20 protein-coding genes are annotated in these 17,841 nt (G+C 46.7%); 13 read left to right on the forward strand and 7 right to left on the reverse strand.

The window, feature by feature from the left end; all coding sequences use genetic code 11:
* Positions 1-92: 92 nt before the first annotated feature.
* The 4 genes from MHH48_RS15180 (at position 93) to hisC (ending at position 4,825) form a co-directional block, all read left to right on the forward strand.
* A complete protein-coding gene (locus MHH48_RS15180) occupies positions 93-506 on the forward strand; it encodes a hypothetical protein (protein ID WP_076326067.1) in 414 nt (137 codons plus the stop codon).
* Between the two features lie 26 nt (positions 507-532).
* A complete protein-coding gene (locus MHH48_RS15185; RefSeq protein WP_076326068.1) occupies positions 533-1,753 on the forward strand; it encodes an MFS transporter in 1,221 nt (406 codons plus the stop codon).
* A 115-nt stretch (positions 1,754-1,868) separates the two neighbouring features.
* Positions 1,869-3,482: an alkaline phosphatase family protein gene (locus MHH48_RS15190; RefSeq protein ID WP_076326069.1), complete on the forward strand. Its 1,614-nt coding sequence runs from the start codon at positions 1,869-1,871 to the stop codon at positions 3,480-3,482.
* 215 nt (positions 3,483-3,697) lie between these two features.
* Complete coding sequence (hisC, locus tag MHH48_RS15195) at positions 3,698-4,825, forward strand: histidinol-phosphate transaminase (protein WP_076326070.1); 1,128 nt, start codon at positions 3,698-3,700, stop codon at positions 4,823-4,825.
* A 143-nt stretch (positions 4,826-4,968) separates the two neighbouring features.
* Here the strand turns inward: hisC and MHH48_RS15200 are convergent, their stop codons facing one another.
* Positions 4,969-5,139, reverse strand: a complete 171-nt coding sequence (locus MHH48_RS15200; protein ID WP_256720825.1) for a Ger(x)C family spore germination C-terminal domain-containing protein — start codon at positions 5,137-5,139, stop codon at positions 4,969-4,971.
* 235 nt (positions 5,140-5,374) lie between these two features.
* Between MHH48_RS15200 and MHH48_RS15205 the strand changes: the two genes are divergently transcribed.
* Positions 5,375-6,034 carry an NAD(P)H-dependent oxidoreductase gene (locus MHH48_RS15205; RefSeq protein ID WP_076326071.1) on the forward strand — a complete coding sequence of 220 codons (660 nt, stop codon included), beginning with the start codon at positions 5,375-5,377 and terminating at the stop codon, positions 6,032-6,034.
* Positions 6,035-6,135: 101 nt separating this feature from the next.
* Here MHH48_RS15205 and MHH48_RS15210 read toward each other — a convergent pair whose 3' ends face one another.
* Entirely contained in the window at positions 6,136-7,530 is a 1,395-nt protein-coding gene (locus tag MHH48_RS15210; protein ID WP_076326072.1) for a PLP-dependent aminotransferase family protein, read from the reverse strand.
* A 122-nt stretch (positions 7,531-7,652) separates the two neighbouring features.
* Here MHH48_RS15210 and MHH48_RS15215 point away from each other — a divergent pair, with 122 nt between their 5' ends.
* Positions 7,653-8,639: a DMT family transporter gene (locus tag MHH48_RS15215; RefSeq protein ID WP_076326073.1), complete on the forward strand. Its 987-nt coding sequence runs from the start codon at positions 7,653-7,655 to the stop codon at positions 8,637-8,639.
* Positions 8,640-8,686: 47 nt separating this feature from the next.
* Here MHH48_RS15215 and MHH48_RS15220 read toward each other — a convergent pair whose 3' ends face one another.
* Positions 8,687-9,046 carry a hypothetical protein gene (locus MHH48_RS15220; protein WP_076326074.1) on the reverse strand — a complete coding sequence of 120 codons (360 nt, stop codon included), beginning with the start codon at positions 9,044-9,046 and terminating at the stop codon, positions 8,687-8,689.
* A gap of 185 nt (positions 9,047-9,231) precedes the next feature.
* Positions 9,232-9,744 (reverse strand): DUF3231 family protein, encoded by a 513-nt coding sequence (locus tag MHH48_RS15225; RefSeq protein ID WP_076326075.1) that lies wholly within the window; start codon positions 9,742-9,744, stop codon positions 9,232-9,234.
* Positions 9,745-10,021: 277 nt separating this feature from the next.
* Between MHH48_RS15225 and MHH48_RS15230 the strand changes: the two genes are divergently transcribed.
* The 3 genes from MHH48_RS15230 to MHH48_RS15240 all read left to right on the forward strand — a co-directional run bounded on the left by MHH48_RS15230 (position 10,022) and on the right by MHH48_RS15240 (position 12,307).
* On the forward strand, positions 10,022-10,600 hold the full coding sequence (locus MHH48_RS15230) for a DJ-1/PfpI family protein (protein ID WP_076326076.1): 579 nt from the start codon (positions 10,022-10,024) through the stop codon (positions 10,598-10,600).
* A 171-nt stretch (positions 10,601-10,771) separates the two neighbouring features.
* Positions 10,772-11,755 (forward strand): phosphotransferase, encoded by a 984-nt coding sequence (locus MHH48_RS15235; protein ID WP_076326077.1) that lies wholly within the window; start codon positions 10,772-10,774, stop codon positions 11,753-11,755.
* Between the two features lie 15 nt (positions 11,756-11,770).
* On the forward strand, positions 11,771-12,307 hold the full coding sequence (locus MHH48_RS15240) for a GNAT family N-acetyltransferase (RefSeq protein ID WP_076326078.1): 537 nt from the start codon (positions 11,771-11,773) through the stop codon (positions 12,305-12,307).
* Positions 12,308-12,494: 187 nt separating this feature from the next.
* Here MHH48_RS15240 and MHH48_RS15245 read toward each other — a convergent pair whose 3' ends face one another.
* A complete protein-coding gene (locus MHH48_RS15245; RefSeq protein ID WP_076326079.1) occupies positions 12,495-12,932 on the reverse strand; it encodes an SgcJ/EcaC family oxidoreductase in 438 nt (145 codons plus the stop codon).
* Positions 12,933-13,288: 356 nt separating this feature from the next.
* On the opposite strand from MHH48_RS15245, the gene MHH48_RS15250 reads away from it, so the two are divergent.
* The 4 genes from MHH48_RS15250 (at position 13,289) to MHH48_RS15265 (ending at position 15,936) form a co-directional block, all read left to right on the forward strand.
* Complete coding sequence (locus tag MHH48_RS15250) at positions 13,289-13,849, forward strand: RNA polymerase sigma factor (RefSeq protein ID WP_256720828.1); 561 nt, start codon at positions 13,289-13,291, stop codon at positions 13,847-13,849.
* Positions 13,810-14,775, forward strand: a complete 966-nt coding sequence (locus MHH48_RS15255) for a hypothetical protein (RefSeq protein WP_256720829.1) — start codon at positions 13,810-13,812, stop codon at positions 14,773-14,775. The genes MHH48_RS15250 and MHH48_RS15255 overlap by 40 nt, the downstream gene beginning before the upstream one ends.
* A gap of 117 nt (positions 14,776-14,892) precedes the next feature.
* The gene (locus MHH48_RS15260; protein WP_076326081.1) at positions 14,893-15,684 is read left to right on the forward strand and encodes a hypothetical protein; all 792 of its coding nucleotides are present in this window, start codon (positions 14,893-14,895) and stop codon (positions 15,682-15,684) included.
* 132 nt (positions 15,685-15,816) lie between these two features.
* Positions 15,817-15,936, forward strand: a complete 120-nt coding sequence (locus tag MHH48_RS15265; RefSeq protein WP_256720830.1) for a YjcZ family sporulation protein — start codon at positions 15,817-15,819, stop codon at positions 15,934-15,936.
* Between the two features lie 51 nt (positions 15,937-15,987).
* Here MHH48_RS15265 and MHH48_RS15270 read toward each other — a convergent pair whose 3' ends face one another.
* Both MHH48_RS15270 and MHH48_RS15275 read right to left on the reverse strand, forming a co-directional pair.
* Positions 15,988-17,058: an anthranilate phosphoribosyltransferase gene (locus tag MHH48_RS15270; protein ID WP_076326082.1), complete on the reverse strand. Its 1,071-nt coding sequence runs from the start codon at positions 17,056-17,058 to the stop codon at positions 15,988-15,990.
* A complete protein-coding gene (locus MHH48_RS15275) occupies positions 17,055-17,678 on the reverse strand; it encodes an ANTAR domain-containing protein (protein WP_076326083.1) in 624 nt (207 codons plus the stop codon). Before MHH48_RS15275 ends, MHH48_RS15270 begins: the two co-directional genes overlap by 4 nt.
* Between the last annotated feature and the right edge of the window lie 163 nt (positions 17,679-17,841).

The following is a 17,841-nucleotide window of genomic DNA, read 5'->3' on the forward strand; positions in this document are numbered from 1 at the left end:
AAGCCGTGCATAGTCTTTCCATATGACCAAACAAGGTTTAAAATAGATGAAAAATCCCCTTACATACACAGCAGGGATTAGGAGGTTTGGTTATGGCAGATGGTATTGCAGGCAAAGAAGATTTCGTTATCACATGCGAGGAGGATTGCGGGAACGCACCGAAGAAGGAGTTGCTGAAGAGACTCCACATCGCTTTGGCTGGCATGGATACACAATTTATGAATGAGAATTTCACGGATGGGATTCAGATGAGTTACGTTGGGGAAAGAATCGTTCATGGGAAGGATCAAGTGATTGAATCGTTATGTCAGGTGAAGTATGGCAAGACAGCCGAACTGCATATTCATCATCTGATAACGCATGGCAGCACCGGTGCAGCGGACGGAATCCTTGTATTCGATGACCGGAAGCGCCTGGCATTTTGTAACGTATACCGGTTTAGCAGCACCCTTAATGCTGCCAAAATTAAGGAGATTACTTCCTATTTCATCCCATTGTCTGAATGATCACGGCGTAGAAAGGACCATTATTTGTGGTAACATTTTTTCTTCTAATTATTTATTTGGCCTTTATCAGTTTAGGGCTTCCGGATTCCTTGCTCGGGGTCGCCTGGCCGGCCATGCAGCCGGATATCGGTGCTGCCTTCGAATCCGCAGGGTTGCTATCGATGGTCGTAACCGGAGGCACGATTGTATCCAGCTTGATTAGCGGGAGCGTGATCGAACGCTTCGGAACGGGTATGGTTACGCTTATCAGCTGTTTGTTGACGGCGAGTGCGCTGCTCGGTTTTGCGTATGCGCCATCGCTGTTCTGGCTCATTCTGCTGGCGATTCCGCTGGGTTTAGGCGCAGGGGCGGTCGATACGGGACTGAACCACTATGTAGCAAACCATTATAAGGCCCACCATATGAGCTGGCTGCACTGCTTCTGGGGCGTGGGCGCAACGTTAGGGCCGATTATCATGTCCTATTCCATGGGTGCTAACGATACATGGAGAGACGGATATTTTACCGTATCCATGCTGCAGTTCGTTCTGGTCTTCATCCTGCTGCTCACGCTCCCACTCTGGAGGATCGTGGCAAGTCAGCATCGGCAGCCCGAAGGCATGATTGAAGAACAAACGGGAAATGAATCAACGAACAGCGATGAAGCCATTGTCCAGAAGCACGGAAAGCCGCTCCAAATTAGAGGGGTAAAGATAACCCTGTTGGCGTTTTTGTTCTATTGCGGAGTGGAAGCGACCGTCGGTTTATGGGGAGCGAGCTTTCTCGTAGGAACCCGAGATCTGTCCCCGGAAACAGCAGCAGTATGGGTGTCCATGTATTATGGAGGCATCACATTCGGCCGATTCATTACAGGATTCGTAACGCTGAGGTTGAACAATCGGACGCTCATCCGTGCTGGACAAGTGACGGCTATTACCGGTGCAGTCCTGTTGTTGCTACCGCTGCATTCCTATCTTTCTCTCATCGGACTCATTGTTATCGGACTCGGGCTTGCACCCATATTCCCTTGTTTGCTGCATGAAACGCCAGCCCGCTTCGGCAAAGCTCAATCATCCAGAATTATGGGTTATCAGATGGCTGTTGCCTATACCGGCACCACGATCTTACCCCCACTGTTTGGTATCGTTGCGGCTCAAATATCGATAGGTTTATTACCCGTCGTCATTCTGTTGTTTGCCCTGATCATGCTGCTCAGCTCCGAGAAAGTGAACCGGATCCTTTATCAAAGCAGGAAAAGCGAGGCTTGATTAGAACCGGCGAACATCATATTTGAACATAAATGGATCATCGTAATATGCAAAATATCCCTCGAATGACATTTCCACTTTAGCGACAAAATGTACTAAGGTGGTGAATGTGAAAATGCGAATAAACAGGATGATCCTCGTAATGCTGTCCCTTGTACTGATCACGGTAATGGGATGCCGACATCAAAAACCTGGCGAACAGGATTTGCTGCGGGTTAGATCCGAACAAGGTCCTACACATAAGAAAGTCATATTCCTGATGGTCGACTCCTTAATGGCACAGGCGATTGATAAGGGCATTTCTCAAAAACAGCTGCCCACCTTTCAATATTTGATCGAACATGGACAATATTACAAGGATCTGGTCAGCTCTTTTCCTACAATGTCTGTCACGATTGACAGCACGATGATGACGGGAAAATATCCGAATGGGCATGGCGTACCAGGTCTCCTATGGTATTCGTCCGACGATAAGAAGATGATCAACTACGGAACAGGGCCGATGGAAATCCTCAAGCAAGGCATCAATCCGGTTCTGACTGATGCATTAATCCATTTGAACGGGAAACATTTAAATCCGGATTCACCTACGATTTACGAAGAATTAGCCCGCATTGGCTTGAAATCAGGGTCGATTAACGGCTTGATATATCGGGGACCGACCGAGCATACGCTGACGATCCCGGATTGGATTCAAGGTCCGACTTCCCTGCCGAAACACATAAAAGTCAAAGGTCCGGATTTTTTAACTCTGGGAGCCTTGTCCAATCCCCTGGAAGGCCCTAAAGATACCAAGAATCTGCCTGACGATCTCACGGATCGGATGGGGCTGAACAATAAGTATGCAATCGAAGCCGTAAATTATCTGATTCGAGCCAACAAGCTGCCGGATTTTTTGTATGTTTATTTACCGGACCTGGACCAGAAGCTTCATAAAAAAGGTCCGTCAGAGCTCGAAGGCGTCAAAAAAGTGGATCAGCAGCTCCGGGCCGTATTAAATGCCTTCGGATCGCCGGAAAAAGCGTTCAACGAAGCGATTTTTGTCATCGCTGGGGACAGTGGCATGACACAGCTTCTTCCAGCGGAACAACGTTCGGAGATTGATATGCCCGCTATGCTGAAAGGCATCTCTGTTCTAAAGCCGGGTGAAGAGGTGAAAGCGGAAACCGAGGTCGCCCTCGCAGTCAATGAAACGATGGCTTATGTATATAATTTCAAGCCTAGTCGTTCTCTGCGAAGCTTAGCGGATATCCTGAGCAAGGATGACCGCATCGATTTTGTTGCTTGGAAAGAAAACGGATGGATTCATGCTCTTCAAGGATCCACTTCGAAGGAACTCCGATATAAGGCGAAAGGTAACCTGATCGATCGCTATAAACAAACGTGGACCGTGAAGCAGGATGCGCAGGTGCTGGGCCTTAAATTGAATGCCGATCATCGAACCTTGGATTACGGACAGTATCCCGATGTGCTGGAGAGGTTGTCCGGTTCGCTGAATTCTCATAAAGGAGAATTTTTGGTCGTGACGGCTAAACCGGGATACGAATTGGCGGACCGGAGCTCTCCGACGCATGCGGGGGGCGGGGGCCACGGCTCCATTCGCCAAATGGAGTCGCTTGTGCCACTTATCATTGCGGGAACTAACGAAAAGCCTGCAAATCTACGAATGGTTGATCTAAAAGCCTATTTACTTGATCTGTTGACGAATCACGTTCAGAAGACAAAATAATTTGCAAAGGCGATTCAGTCATGTTCCATGACTATGCCATTGTTGTGAAATTTTCAAGATATTAGGCACTCTTTTTCGATTTTATGGAAAAGGGTGCCTTTTTCGTAGAGATTTATTTGAACTTTACCGTTATAATATGATGTAACTTCGGCTTCTCGATGGTGAAGTGTAGAAGATAAATACACATAAATACACGGCAACGGAGGGAGAACATATTGAATCAAGCAGGGGAAGATAAAGAGCTGCAAATAACACCGCGGCAGGCATTAGGACGGTTGAAGCCTTACACGGCAGGTAAGCCAATCTGGGAAGTGCAGCAGGAATACGGCTTGGATCGCGTCATCAAATTGGCTTCCAATGAAAATTCGCTCGGTCCTTCGCCCAAAGCATTGCAAGCCATTCAGGATCAACTGCCTGGTTTACATCGTTATCCCGACGAACGTTCTTCGAGTCTCGGGCAAGCGCTTGGCGAGCACTTGGGATTGGCAGCGAATCAATTCATCGTGACAAACGGCGGCGATGAGCTTATCATGCTGATTTCTCGGGCATACCTTGAACCTGGCGACGAGATCGTGGTTCCTGATCCGACATTCAGCGAATATGAGTTCGGTGCTTTTCTAATGTCGGGTACGGTCATTAAGGTACCGCTGCGTGAGCAATACGCCTTTTCTGCGGAAGATATACTGTCCGTGATTACGGAACGAACTAAAATCGTGTATCTATGTACTCCCAATAATCCAACAGGCACCTACATTCCCGAGCTTGAAATGAAAAAGCTGCTGGACCGTCTTCCTACTCGCGTGCTGGTTGTCATTGATACGGCATATCGCCATTATGCAACAGCCCCTGATTACTCGGATGGGATCGATTTCATCAAGTCGGGATATCCGGTCATTACCCTCAATACATTTTCTAAAATTTACGGACTTGCGGGTATTCGCGTCGGGTATGGCGCCGCTTCGGAAGGCATCATCCGCACGCTCCTCCAGGTTAAGGAGCCCTTCAATGTCAATGCGCTGGCACAGGCGGCGGCATCGGCCGCACTTGGAGATGAGGAGCACGTCCAGGCATCATGCCGGATGAATGAACAAGGCAGACAGCAAATCTATGAGGGACTGAGTCGGTTATCAATTCCTTACTACGAGAGCATGAGCAATTTCATTCTGGCAGAGCTTGGAGAACATGCGGATATCCTATACCATAAGCTGCTGGAGCGGGGGATTATCGTCAGGTCCGCCAAAGGTTGGGGACTCCCCGGGCATATCCGGATTTCGGTTGGAACGGCGGAAGAAAATCAAGAGCTGCTTGATGCTTTGGGCGAAATCCTGGTCCCTGCAAAGTAAATCCATACAAATATGGAGCATTAAGAGGGATGCTGGAACTCAAAAAGCTAACAAGCAAGCAATTATATGAGAATAACAAAAGGGCCGCATGTGCGGTCCTTTTTGTTATGAATGAACATGCGGTTTGATCCGTTATCCTGGACTTACAAATTCTTAAGATTACCACGATTCTCAATGACGGTCGTTACACGAAGTTTAAAATCCAGATTAGGGTAGTAAGTGGTTCTCCAATCTCGCAGCTGTTCACGGTTCAGGTGGTTTCTGAAATATTGGCCCAAGGCAAAGATATCTGCTTGCTCTTTTTGCGTTTTCATAAACATTTGGATCCAGGCGAGAGGTCAGCAGGGCCTCCAGCTTCTTGTTGATCTGTTCTTCCGTCGGATGCCTCCTGGAGTCTAGGATGGTGACCTTCAGCCTGAGAGGGCTTCGGAGATTATTTATCATTTCCATCGCGGCCTTCGATTTATGCATAAAATCATAAGTTGATGTCACAATTGGATCGCCTTGTTTGTCTACATTATGATATAGATGAAAAAGGAGAGATATCAGATGGAGAACATGCTCATTATCAACGCACATCCGAAGGTGGAGTCAGCAACATCTGTCAGCTTGCGGGTGCTTCAGCATTTTTTGGAGGCGTACACGAAATGGAATCCAGCAGGAGCTATAGAACAAATTGATTTATACCGTGATTCTATACCCGCCATCGATCATATGGTTCTAGAGCTATGGAGCAAACAGGGAAGAGAGGAGCCGCTTAACGAAGAGGAGCAACAGATAACGGACCGAATGTCCGCCATCCTGCAGCAGTTTAAGGCGGCACGGAAGTATGTTATCGTCATGCCGATGCACAATTTCAACATTCCTTCCAAGCTTAAAGATTATATCGACAACATCCTGATTGCACGCGAGACATTTCAATATACGGAGAATGGATCGGAAGGTTTGCTAACCGATGGCCGCAGTTTGCTGGTCATTCAGGCCAGTGATGCCATTTACACGAATCATGACTGGTATGCCGAGGTGGAATACTCGCATAAATACCTTAAGTCTATGTTTAATTTTATGGGGATCATCGATTATCAGATCATCCGGGCACAGGGAAATGCGATCCTGGATCGAGATGATATCCTCGCACAGGCCTTTCAGGAAGCGGAAGAAGCTGCGAAACAGCTGGCAAGCACGAAGCCAACGATAAACATTAAATAGGAATGGATGCATGGAGAACAGAACAGTGACTTAAGCATTAAAAGGCTGCCTGATGGCAGCCTTCACTGTTTGGATGGAAGTTTGAAGGAATCTTGAGGTTGTTATAGGTACCCTTGATTCTTCAAATAAGCCTGCAGCAGTGAGATTCCACTGCGGATTTCAGCAGGTTCCAGGTGACCGTAGCCAAACAATAACTTGTTTGCATGGGTTCTTTTTTGAATACAATGGTAGTCCAGCGGCGTGATGCGTATCCGGTCTTGCCGGGTTTTCTGCCTGAAAGCCTCGTCAAAGATCCCCCCGGGAAATTCAACAGTCAAATGCAGGCCGGCTGCATCTCCCCAGGAACGCCAAGTATCTCCGAAAAACTCATGTAGCGAAGATAACAGGACCTGTCTCCGTTCGCCGTAGATCTTGCGCATTTTCCCGATATGCCTGTCAAATTTCCGGGTGTGTAAAAACTCGGCTAAGGCAGCTTGCTCAAAAGGGGGATTCTGCACATCGGTATGGGTACGCAGATGCCCCCAGCGCTGTTGAAGCTTACGGGGTACAATCGCGTACCCGATCCGAAGGGCCGGGAACAGCACTTTGCTGAAGGTGCCAACATAAATGACCCTATCGGGATCCATGGCATATAAAGGTGCGATCGAATCCCCGCTGTATCGGTACTCGCTATCATAATCGTCCTCGATGATATAGCTGCCGTTTTTTCTGGCGTAGCGGATGAGCGCAGCACGACGATCCGCCGGCAGAATCCCTCCAAGCGGAAATTGGTGAGAGGGTGTCACGTACACAGGACATCCAGGCTTGTCGTTCAAGTGCTCGGTCTGAATCCCGTGCTCATCCACGGGGACATGATGAATTCGATACCCTTTGTTTATAAACGTCTGCAGCATCTCGATGTTGCAGGGTTCTTCAAACCATATATCCTGATTTTCATGATAGAGTAAGTCCGCAAGGATATTCAGTGCATGTGTGGCACCTGCCGTTATGAATATATCTTGAGCATCAACCTTGAGGCCTTTGCTGCGATAAAGCCACAATGAAATTTCGTCACGAAGTGAGGGCAGGCCCTGAGGACCTGTATAACCTAGCAGAGTGGGGCTCATATCGCTGAGTGTTTTCATTGAAATTTGCTGCCATACGTACCGTGGGAATAGCCGGAGTTCAGGTTGTCCTGTCCGGAAATCCACTGCAAAATCAGGAGGAGCTTTTTTCCGCGGCGGCGGATCTACCTCAGCCAGGTTATCCAGTACAATGCCTTTCGCAACTCGTGTCGGAGCCCCTTGTCGGCTAACGACGTAGCCTTCGACGTTCAACATGTCAAACGCTTCATTGACCGTGTTACGAGATACCTTGAGTTCTATTGCTAATTGACGGGATGAGGGCATGGCTTCTCCTGGCTGCAAGATTCCTTGAACAATCCTTTCCCTTATAGCTAAATAAATTTGCCGTTTAAGCGATACTTCGCTGCTTCGGTGCAGTGTGATTCCCCACATGAGGCTCGTCCTCCAACTGGTCTGCATAATTTCACGTTTAACTGGATCTGTAACCATACCAGTCTATTCCCTATGATTGTAGCATAGATTCAGTCGCTATCGATCTGTGATATCTGGAGGATGTGATCTTATTGGAACGATGGAAAGGGATGTTTTATTTATGCGGGGCGTTCACGCTTGCAGGGACTTCGGTCATCACGGCATGGTTTTTGAACGGGAAATTAGGGACGTTTACGATCACAGCGGCCAGCTTGTTATTGGCTTTGCTATGTATGCTTCCTCTATGTAGGAAGGAGCTGGTGAGGACGGTTCGACAATTAACATTTCGGGAGTGGAGGCTTCTGTTCTTTCAGGCGTTACTCGGGATGTTTCTGTTTCGGATGCTTCTGCTGCAGGGCCTTCTTCATACCAGCACGGCAGAAGCGGGAATACTAACAGGCGCAACACCCGCCTTTACTGTCATGCTGGCATTTGGGTTTTTGAAGGAATCGGCGAACAGCATGAAGCTGGCAGGCATTCTTAGCACGGTGGCGGGCATTATGATCATACAAGGAATACTCACGCCGGGCCATGCATTCGAGGTACAACATCTGTACGGTAACCTGCTTGTGCTCTGCGCGGCATGTAGTGAATCCGGCTTTAACCTGCTGTCCCGCATCGGTTCGATGCAGCGCACGGCTTCACAAAACAAAGCCATTCATCCTATGGTCCAGACGACGCTGGTCTCGGTGATCGCCTTGATGTTATGCCTGATACCCGCATGGTTCGAGAATTCGCTGGCTTCACTGGCAGCATTAGAGCTGCAGGAATGGCTTGCGCTTGTTTGGTACGGACCGATCGTAACGGCCTTGGCCTTCATGCTGTGGTATGCCGGTATCAAGCGCTGCCCTGTATCCACAGCTGCCGCTTTTTCTGGTATGATGCCTTTTACGGCTTTGTTGTTATCGGTCCTCGTATTAAAAGAATCCGCAGGATGGGAGCAATGGTGCGGCGGCATCCTGGTTATTCTAGGCATGTTTCTCATCGGCTGGCATCAGGCAGCCATTAACCCGCTCCCTCAACAGCACTCGTCGGAACATGGAATCATCGATAAGGTTAGGATTGAGTAAAAAACAAAAAGAGGCAAGCTGGCCTCTTTTGTTGTATAGAAAAAGGGTTAGCGTCTGAGCAGATTAAGATGCCAACTGTCTGAGCGGCTAAGCGATCGCTTGTTGCGGGCTGTATTCACGGCGCTAACGAGTAAGAATATCAAGACAGAAGAACCCGTATTATTATTGAATAATACTTTATTGGGGTGCAAATCCCCGAAGCCTCCTCTGGCAATGAAAACTCCTGGAGAAGGTTGCGCCTCTACTTTAATGGCAAAAGCATCGTTATTGAATAAAAAATTAATGTCTTTTAAGACAAGTTTCTTGCCATTCCTCACATTGATTACAATTTGCTGTAATAGGACAGTTCTCCCGGGTCCCACATCAATGGAGGATTTACCGCCAACAATTCCATTCAACTGAAGCATCCAGCTTCACCCCTTCCAGTTAATTCTTACATTCTATTCAGGAGGGGATCATATGGTAATAGACAGATCGAAAACGAAAATTTTGAAGTGATAGAATTTAATATGATACAAACGAGATGAATAGAACAGAACAGCAAAAACACCCTGAGCTTCATCAGATCAGAGTGTTTTTTTGCTTGATTATACTATTCTCCTTCAGGTCTCTTGATTTGAAGCGGCGGCGGAATGAGCCAGCCTTTTTCCTTATTCATCTGAAGGATACGTACACCTAGCGCAGTCATGGTGAGATGATATTTAGCGAATAACGCTCCAATATCTTCTCGGATGGATTGTCCCATGATTTGACTGCATGCTACCAGTCCGAGCGATGTATCAGCAGCGATTTTGGCCGCAATTTCCGGATCCGTGAATCTTGCGCCCGCCGGAATATCCTCAAGTTTGACCGGGGGTCTTTCGGGAAGTACCGGTGCAGGGGCGATTCCGTTTTCGGTAAGCAATTCATCACATTCTTTAATCTCAAGTTTAGCTTGATCCAACAGATCATTGAGGATTTTTTTGAGGTCTTTATCGCCTGCATGATTCAAATAAGCCTCGTAGCAGGACACCATGCCTTTTGCCAACGTGGATGCTGTCCATACGCTAAATATTTCCCCATAATGCATGGGTTCGTTTTTAGGATTGCCGCTTAAAATTCCCAATCTTATTCGCTCCTTTAATATTTATTCAAACAGGGTTATTATGGACAGGAGATTGTTATTTAATTCTTTCGAAGTAAGCAGAATACATTCATTCAATTATGCAGGTTGGTTATTGAATAGAAAGAGGCAGTCATCGGGCTGCTTCTTTTTGTTATTTATTTGTTTTCAGTTGAATTTAGAGAGAAGTATAGATTAAGATAGAACACAATCCGATAGATCGGGATATCTCTTAAGATCATATAGTGCAACAAGGACGGGGGAGGTTGGCTTATGACTTTTGCTGTTGGCGGATGGATTTGAAGCTGTGGAAGCGAGTGTATTTACCGATGTACTGGGGTGGAACAAGCTGGAGGGCGACGGGACCACTCAGGTTGTGACAGCGGGGCTGCATGACAGGTTGAAATGCACATGGAACTTTACCGTCATTCCTGAGGTCACGCTGGACTCGGTTAAGGTGGAGGATTACGATGCTCTGGCGATTCCTGGCGGGTTCGAGGAAGCGGGTTTTTATAACGATGCATATGACTCCAGGTTCTCCAGGATCATTCAGGAATTTCATGCGCAAGGCAAGTGGATAGCTACAATTTGCGTTGCAGCCCTTACGCTTGGCAAAGCCGGCGTGCTGGAGGGACGAAAAGCCACGACTTATGATCACCCAACCAGTATCAGAAAATCGCAGCTGCGGGAATTCGGTGCCCATGTCATGGAAGAACAGATCGTTGTTGATGGGAACATGATCACTTCATGTAACCCGGCAACGGCTTTTGATGTGGCTTTCACTTTGCTGGAAAAGCTGACATCTTTGGAAAATACTCTGCATGTGAAAGAGCTTATGGGATTTACAAGCAAATCATGATTGAAGACTAAATGATTTTAAGCAGTAAGCCTGTCTGAAAGAAGACAGAGCTTATTGCTTTTTTTGTGATTACGACATACCGCGCTTTATATAAAAAATAGTTATAATCATACAGCCTATATGTAAGAGTTTGTCGAGGATGATACTCTTGAGTGCAAGGAGGGATTGGAATTGAGTTTATTTCCTGTCACATACTCGCTTCTGTCTAAACAAGCGGTAGGGTTACATATCCAACATCATTATGAGGTCGGTTCCGTTGTGAAAATTCAGTATTTTCTGCGGGGCATGAACGATACATACGAAGTAGAAACGGATGTTGATAAGTATATCTTCCGAATCTATAGGGCTGATCGAAGAAGCCTTTCTGACATCGAGTTTGAGTTGGAATTGCTGCGATTTCTCGGTGCGAACGGGATCAGCGTGTCAGAGCCAATTCCGGGAAAAGACGGCGCATACCTTAGAGGGTTTGACGTCATGGAGGGAATACGATACGGGGTCCTATTTCAATATGCGGAAGGGCACGAAAGGCCGATTCTCGCCGCAGCGGACAGTTATCGATTCGGTGAATCTATTGGCCATATGCATAAGGCGGCAGCGCATTTTGAAAGTCGTCATGCAAGGGAACAGTTGGATATGGAGTTTCTTATAGATCGACCTGTATCCATCATCGGACCCTATATGGAGCATCGGTTGACGGATTACAACTACCTAGGTGAACTGGCAACGCAACTAAAGAAACGAATCTCGGAATTCAAGGTTAAAGGGTTAGATTGGGGCGTATGCCACGGAGATCTTCATGGAAATACGAATGCCGCATTTGCAGAGGACGGAAAGCTGACCCATTATGATTTTGATTTATGCGGTTACGGCTGGAGAGCTTACGATATTGCCGAGTTTAGGCTGGCCAGAGAGATACATAGCGGGCATGATCCGGAGGAAGTGGAAGGATTATGGGAGACCTTTCTGAGAGGATATGGTAGTGTCAGATCTCTCAGCGAAAATGATCTTGCTGCGGTTCCTTTTTTTGTTGCCATTCGGCAGTTTTGGCTCTTTGGACTATGTTTTCAAGATTCGGAGTTTGTAGGGATTGCCGACATTGATGAAGGCTTTATAGATAGCAAAATGCAGTATTTCAAGAGTTTGGATTATGTCTAGGACGGAGGAGAACCTATGAAAGTTACCGTGGAGCTAACCGATACTTCCACCAAATTTATCATTAATAATATATATCCGCTGTATTTGCATGATTTATCAGGGATATGGGGATGGAAGCCGAATCGATATGGCGTCTATGAGGATGATGACACAAGAACCTTGAATGACCAGATCCAAGTATTTGATATATGGTGGGAGAAGCCCTCGATTTTGTTTCCTTACCTGATTCGAGTGGATGGCATCCCGGCAGGATTTGCTCTGGTAGCAACCCCGCCATATACATATGGCAGTGAATTTTACATGAATGAGTTTTTTGTTATGAAACCTTTCCGAGGCAAACATGTTGCGGAGAATGCTGCATCACAAGTGTTCGACAAGCATGCCGGAAGCTGGGAAGTCCAGACGAATGCCACAGATCGCAATAAGCGGGCGCAGGCATTCTGGAGAAAGACGATGAACAACTATGTTTCGGACTCGCGCGTGCAGGAATTTGTTGCTACGAGGGACGACAATGAGAAGTTGATCTTTCAGTTTGAATCATCGCGGGTATAGAAAAGCAGTAAGTCTTCATAGGTTGGCGAATGCTGTTTTCACGAAGCTAAGGAACGGTTTGGCCGTTTAAGCCGATATTTAAAAATAGATGATGCCCAGGTCCCCCGATCCTATGATCGGGAACCCGGGTTTTAACATGGGAAATAATGTTTAAGTTGCTTGGATGATAGACTCAATCTTATTGGGATCATCCATTACGGTGCGAATGGATTAAAGTATTCTGACCCGCAGCAAGGAGCCATGTGTCTTGGTCCTTGACCATCACATAGATTGCCAGGCTTCCTTGTCCGTCTTCGATGAGTTCCCCCTTCGATGTAGCCGGATACTGTCGTATATGCGCGATGGCCACATCCTGGCGTAAGAATACAAGTTTCTCAACGAAATACTTTGCGTATGAATGAAGAAGCGGCCCCTTTAAAACAACTTTATGTGCGTTATTTATTTGCTCCCAGCCTGAGAGCATCTCCCCCATAACATTGACCCAAGTGGAGTCTTGGGTAAAGTGACGATCCAAGGCATCGGCGGTATGTTGATTAAATGCAGATTCCATATCGGAAATCGTTTGTCTAATGATGCGACCTTCCTGCTCTTCTAGTACCTTGTGATTCTCCTGGTTGTTGGACATTGCATATAACCTCCTTTTATTTGTACTGCATTATGGGTCGAGAGCTCTTCATCCTTATCCATTGACTTCTGTGATTTCATCTTAGATGATAAGATATATAATTAAAAATATATTTTATGGCAAGAGTATATGCCCTCAGGTATATAAGCGAGATGTGGGATAATCAAGATGCTCGAAGATCTCGTTTCTGATAAAAGAAAAGATCGACATTGCATCAAAACAATTCATACTTGAGGTATGAGTTGTTTTTTTATTTATGTTACGGGTGTCCCTTTTTTGGCGGAAGAGGTGTTATACAAACGTAAATAAGATTTACGCGGAGGTGCGTCTTCGAATTGGATTCGATAGAGGAGTGCGTGAGGCGCGTTAAGGCCGGTGAGGTGGATTGTTTCGAGCCTATCGTTGAAACGTACAAAAAACAGATCTACATCTATTGCTGCCGGATGCTCGGCTGCAAGCAGGACGCGCAGGATGCCGTCCAGGATATCTTCATCAAAGCGTTCACCAAGCTTCATACCTATGAAGCGAAGGTTTCGTTCTCATCATGGTTATACAAGATTGCCTATCACCATTGCCTTAATCTGCTTCGCAAGAGACAGGTTCGCATGCGAGTGAGCCGTCTAATCAAACCAGCAGGTTATGCTGATAGCGTGGAACAGACACTCGAGCGCAGATGGTTCAGCGAACCGCTGGAATATGCCATGACGAAGCTCTCGGTGGAAGAGCGGAATCTGCTCGTGCTGCGGGTTTTCGAAGATAAACCGTTCACGGAGATCGCACAGATTCTGGATAAGAATCTTAGTGCAGTGAAGAAAAAGTATGCTCGAATGAAACAGAAAGTCATCAAGCTGATTCAGGAGAAGGAGGGGACGGAGTTATGCGAGATTCGGGAAAGCCGGAGCAAGATCGAATTCTGAGAAGCATGGAATTGCACTCCGTGGAAGAAGAGGTGGACGTGACCTCCGCTATCATGCATAAGGTGAGGCAAATCCACCAGAGTAAACAGGGGAGAAATTACGGGAATCGTAAAAAAACCTTTATTGCAGCGACACTCACTGCGGTTTTGATTCTTTCGTCAATTAGCGTTTACGCAAGCCAATACTTTATTCAGATCAAGAACAAGGAAGGCGAAGTCATTCTGTCTACCATGAAGCCATGGAAATACTCTGAATCGGAATATAATGCCAAACGTGTAAAAGAGTCGGAAGAAGAGTTGAGAAAGAAGTTAAAGCCGGGAGAACAGGCTGTATATTATATCAAGGACCTGCATATGACACCACTGGTCAAAGAGCAGCCATTGAATTATTTTTATATGTTGACTAAGCATTCAAATTATCAGGAACTCGCAAAAGAAATCGAGGAGAAGGGTGCTCCTGTGCTTCAAGAACCTGATTATGTACCGGATGGGTATCGATTTGATTTTGGACAGATTCAAATAAGGAACACGCCCGTATGGAATACGCCGGAGTATAAAATTCTTGCGGATGAACTCAAAGCGCAGGCTGAGAAGTCGGATGAAGAACAGGGACTGTTCTATAAGATTGTTCCTTGGTCCGATATTGCCTCTACAGGAATGGAATATCGTAAAGGCGAAAATCGGATCAAGATTGTAGCCTTTGCACGAGAGAAGGGCTCAAAAGCTGGGGTGCCCACAAACCAAGCCGTGAAATTGACGGTGAAAGGAAAAGAAATGATTTTGTCAGCCAGTCCCACAAGCCCATCGCGCAGCTTGACTTGGCTAAGCGACAGTGAAGAGGTACTGTATATACTTACGGATGATCCAAAGGATCCGCTGTCCAAGGATGAATTTGCGAAGATTGCAGCCGGTCTTGTTTCGGAATAAAAAGATTTCTACTTTTTTTTGGATAAATGTCCCTTTTGTTGTCGGCAAGGTGTTATACGAGATGTATTTAAAAATAACTTTAAAGGCCTTACCGCCGAAAGGAGCACACATTTTATCATGATGAAAAACAAGATGAAAGTCGCATTATTTCTCGCAGCAACGATGATGGTCGGATCCGCGAATGTTTACGCAGCAAGTAATGCAAGTACATCTGTTCCACAGATGACAGCAGCGGTTTCTTCTGCCATACCGGAGAATGCATCCGTTTCGTTTGATGATCGTATCAACGAGTTGAGTGACAAACTTAAGGCAGGACAGATGGTTGCCTATTATGTTGCGGACCAGGAATATAACCGTCTAGATGAAATCTATTTTACGTCTAAAGGTTTTGCCTATACCAAGTATGCGGACTATGTGGCAAAGGCGAAGGCCATGAACGCTCCAACGCTAACCATTCCTGCTGGCTTGCCGAAGAGTTATTCATTACAGAACGCGATTTTGTACTTAAAGAGTCCTGAAAGAACGTCAGACTTGTACGAGAAGCTGGACCAGGAATTGAAGGAGAAGGCCGCAAACGGCGAGAAATTCGTTTACTCCGACATCATGAAGGCGAATGAAGCATCCGTGGCGATCCTGAATTTTGATAAGGGAAAAGTAAATCTTAAAGTCATAGCGAGTTATATTGTTCCTGAACTGCCGCTGGGCGGAACGCCTGTGCCATATGAGAAACCGAACGAGAAAAAGGAAAATATTGTAATTAACGGAGTAGAATGTGTCTACACAGCCGACTCCAAGGGAAGGGATCACTTGGATTGGGTGGATGAAGAGCAGCAGATTCGGTACAGCATTTGGGCGGAGAGCGCAAAATCGGATGTACTGAACTATGCCAAGAAAATGATTGCAAAATAAGATTTCGCCTTAAGAATCCGGATTCATGTTGACCCATTTCCTGTCTGTTTTTATTTTTTCCTCTAGAGTCTACGCTCTTTGATATGACGAGCATAGGATGTTGTGTTCGGAAAAGTAAAGGAGGTTGGAACAATGGGTGAAGTTGCTGGATACGGTGGCGGAGGATACGGATCATCTGTTGGAGCAGTACTGGTTCTCTTTATTCTCCTGGTCATCATCCTTTCTGCTTTCGGATTTGGATTTGGGGTATAATAGGTAACGAAAAAGAAACCCGCACCGCTTACTGGTGCGGGTTTCTTCAGTTCAATGCAAAACATGTCTGACGGTTGGCAGGGTCCAACCATCATTCGGGATGGGTTCCAAAAGCAAGCTCAGCCACTTCCCATACAGCTCCCACGGTTTACCCGAGTCCAGCAGAGCCTTGCAAGTATAGATCCCTTCCTCGACGGATCTGACCTTATCCGCCAAGTGTAAGCGAACGGCTCCATTCAGCAGAACCTGGTAGACAAAAGCGATGTCCCCCTTACCCTGCAGAACCTGCTCGGTAACGTTAGCTTGTTCGGAGGGGGTCCAGCTTATGTCCGGGACGGGCGTATCGAGTCCATACGTTTCTGGATCGATGATCTGGAGGTTGGCTTCACCGTTCTCAACTCGGTAAGTCCGCGAGGGCCGGTGAATGAACAGTTCATCCGAGCCTTCACAGCCCTGAATGATGATCGCCTTCCGATATCCGAGTTTCGTGATTAACCGGCTTAAACGGTCAAAGACCGTGTTATGGTACACACCGAAGGTAAGGAACGGGGAATGGGAGTAATTCACAAACTTTTCGGCCGTGTTGAGTACGGTCCGCATACCCAGCTCCTCCCGGATCGGGCGAAGATGCTTAAGCGGGGGACACCAGTCTTCAGCATGTACATATAATACGCCCGATTGACGGGCAGCGCGGATGGATGATTCCTTTGCCAGTAACGGTCCGGTTATTCCCTTGGCCGCGAGTATATCCGACAATGTGATCCCCCATTTCGGGGGCAGTGATGCACTCCCGTGCAGAGTGACAGGCAGATCAGCAGCAGCCAGCACAAACGAGGTGGCTAACGTAGAGAAAAAGGAGGACTTTCTGCCATCATAAGGTCCTGCGCAGTCTACACCCTCATGTACAAACGAACGGTCCGCATATTCACGGCCAACCTTCACGAATGCCTCCAATTCTTCCACACTTTCCATTTTGATGCGTTCCGCAATGAAAAAGGCACCGATCTGTGCAGGGGTTGCCTGCAATCCGAGAATCGATTCTGCAGCCTGCAGCGCTTCCTCGTAAGTCAGGTCACGCGCGCCTCGTTTGCCGCGACCGACTTCTTTTAATAAGTGGATCATGATTTTTTTGCACCTCCTGAACCGGTCTCCTGGAGCAATTGATAGAACTTAACGATCGAGGTTGCGACATCCACCATTCTTTTTCTTTCATTCATCGCCTGTCTGCGCAGGACATCGTATGCTTCGGATTCCGAAATATTTTTCATCTTGCATAGAATGCCTTTGGCCATATCAATCCATTTTCGCTCTTCAATACGGGCAAGGAGCTGCGTTCTTTCATTATGCCACTGCTCTCGTTCGTAAAAATGCTTGGAACTAAAATGCAGCGTCCAATGCAGCTCATGCTCTTTCATAGTGGGAAATAAAAGTCCATCAACTGTAACATCATCCTCACATGCTTCGAGAGATTGTGAAGCGGCATGATCGCTGCACCACCACAGAACCGGAACGCGTTTTTGCTGATCGAGGGCGCTGAACCACGATTTGATTGCGGCAACCGGGAGGTGGAGAATCGTTCCGTCTGCTTCCATGATTTCGGCCAGCGCTTGCTTCTCACTGCAGGCAAGGTGGACCTTGTAGCCATATGAACGAAGGATAAACTCCGGAAGAAGCGCCTTGGCATCTGTGCCACTTCGCTCTGATGCAGGGACCGGATGGTGAATAACCAGCAATGAACGCATGGATTGACGCTCCTTTCATAACATAAATGATATCCTGTCAGAGTTTAAGCTGATAGCACAAAGCAGATTTTATGTTAAATTATATAACATAAATCACAGGTGAATGTCGACACTTAATAAAATTTCTATATTTAATGTCAAATATGTTGACAATGAGTTTGAG

Source organism: Paenibacillus sp. FSL F4-0100 (assembly GCF_037993005.1).
In the GTDB taxonomy this organism is placed as follows: domain Bacteria; phylum Bacillota; class Bacilli; order Paenibacillales; family Paenibacillaceae; genus Paenibacillus_AQ.

What these genes read in the sequence shown, in the direction of transcription:
- MHH48_RS15180 (WP_076326067.1), top strand. Translation starts at nt 93, where the DNA reads ATGGCAGATGGTATTGCAGGCAAAGAAGATTTCGTTATCACATGCGAG.
- MHH48_RS15190 (WP_076326069.1), top strand. Translation starts at nt 1,869, where the DNA reads ATGCGAATAAACAGGATGATCCTCGTAATGCTGTCCCTTGTACTGATC.
- MHH48_RS15200 (WP_256720825.1), bottom strand. Translation starts at nt 5,139, where the DNA reads ATGAAAACGCAAAAAGAGCAAGCAGATATCTTTGCCTTGGGCCAATAT.
- MHH48_RS15205 (WP_076326071.1), top strand. Translation starts at nt 5,375, where the DNA reads ATGGAGAACATGCTCATTATCAACGCACATCCGAAGGTGGAGTCAGCA.
- MHH48_RS15210 (WP_076326072.1), bottom strand. Translation starts at nt 7,530, where the DNA reads ATGTGGGGAATCACACTGCACCGAAGCAGCGAAGTATCGCTTAAACGG.
- MHH48_RS15220 (WP_076326074.1), bottom strand. Translation starts at nt 9,046, where the DNA reads ATGCTTCAGTTGAATGGAATTGTTGGCGGTAAATCCTCCATTGATGTG.
- MHH48_RS15240 (WP_076326078.1), top strand. Translation starts at nt 11,771, where the DNA reads ATGAAAGTTACCGTGGAGCTAACCGATACTTCCACCAAATTTATCATT.
- MHH48_RS15245 (WP_076326079.1), bottom strand. Translation starts at nt 12,932, where the DNA reads ATGTCCAACAACCAGGAGAATCACAAGGTACTAGAAGAGCAGGAAGGT.
- MHH48_RS15255 (WP_256720829.1), top strand. Translation starts at nt 13,810, where the DNA reads ATGCGAGATTCGGGAAAGCCGGAGCAAGATCGAATTCTGAGAAGCATG.
- MHH48_RS15260 (WP_076326081.1), top strand. Translation starts at nt 14,893, where the DNA reads ATGATGAAAAACAAGATGAAAGTCGCATTATTTCTCGCAGCAACGATG.
- MHH48_RS15265 (WP_256720830.1), top strand. Translation starts at nt 15,817, where the DNA reads ATGGGTGAAGTTGCTGGATACGGTGGCGGAGGATACGGATCATCTGTT.
- MHH48_RS15270 (WP_076326082.1), bottom strand. Translation starts at nt 17,058, where the DNA reads ATGATCCACTTATTAAAAGAAGTCGGTCGCGGCAAACGAGGCGCGCGT.
- MHH48_RS15275 (WP_076326083.1), bottom strand. Translation starts at nt 17,678, where the DNA reads ATGCGTTCATTGCTGGTTATTCACCATCCGGTCCCTGCATCAGAGCGA.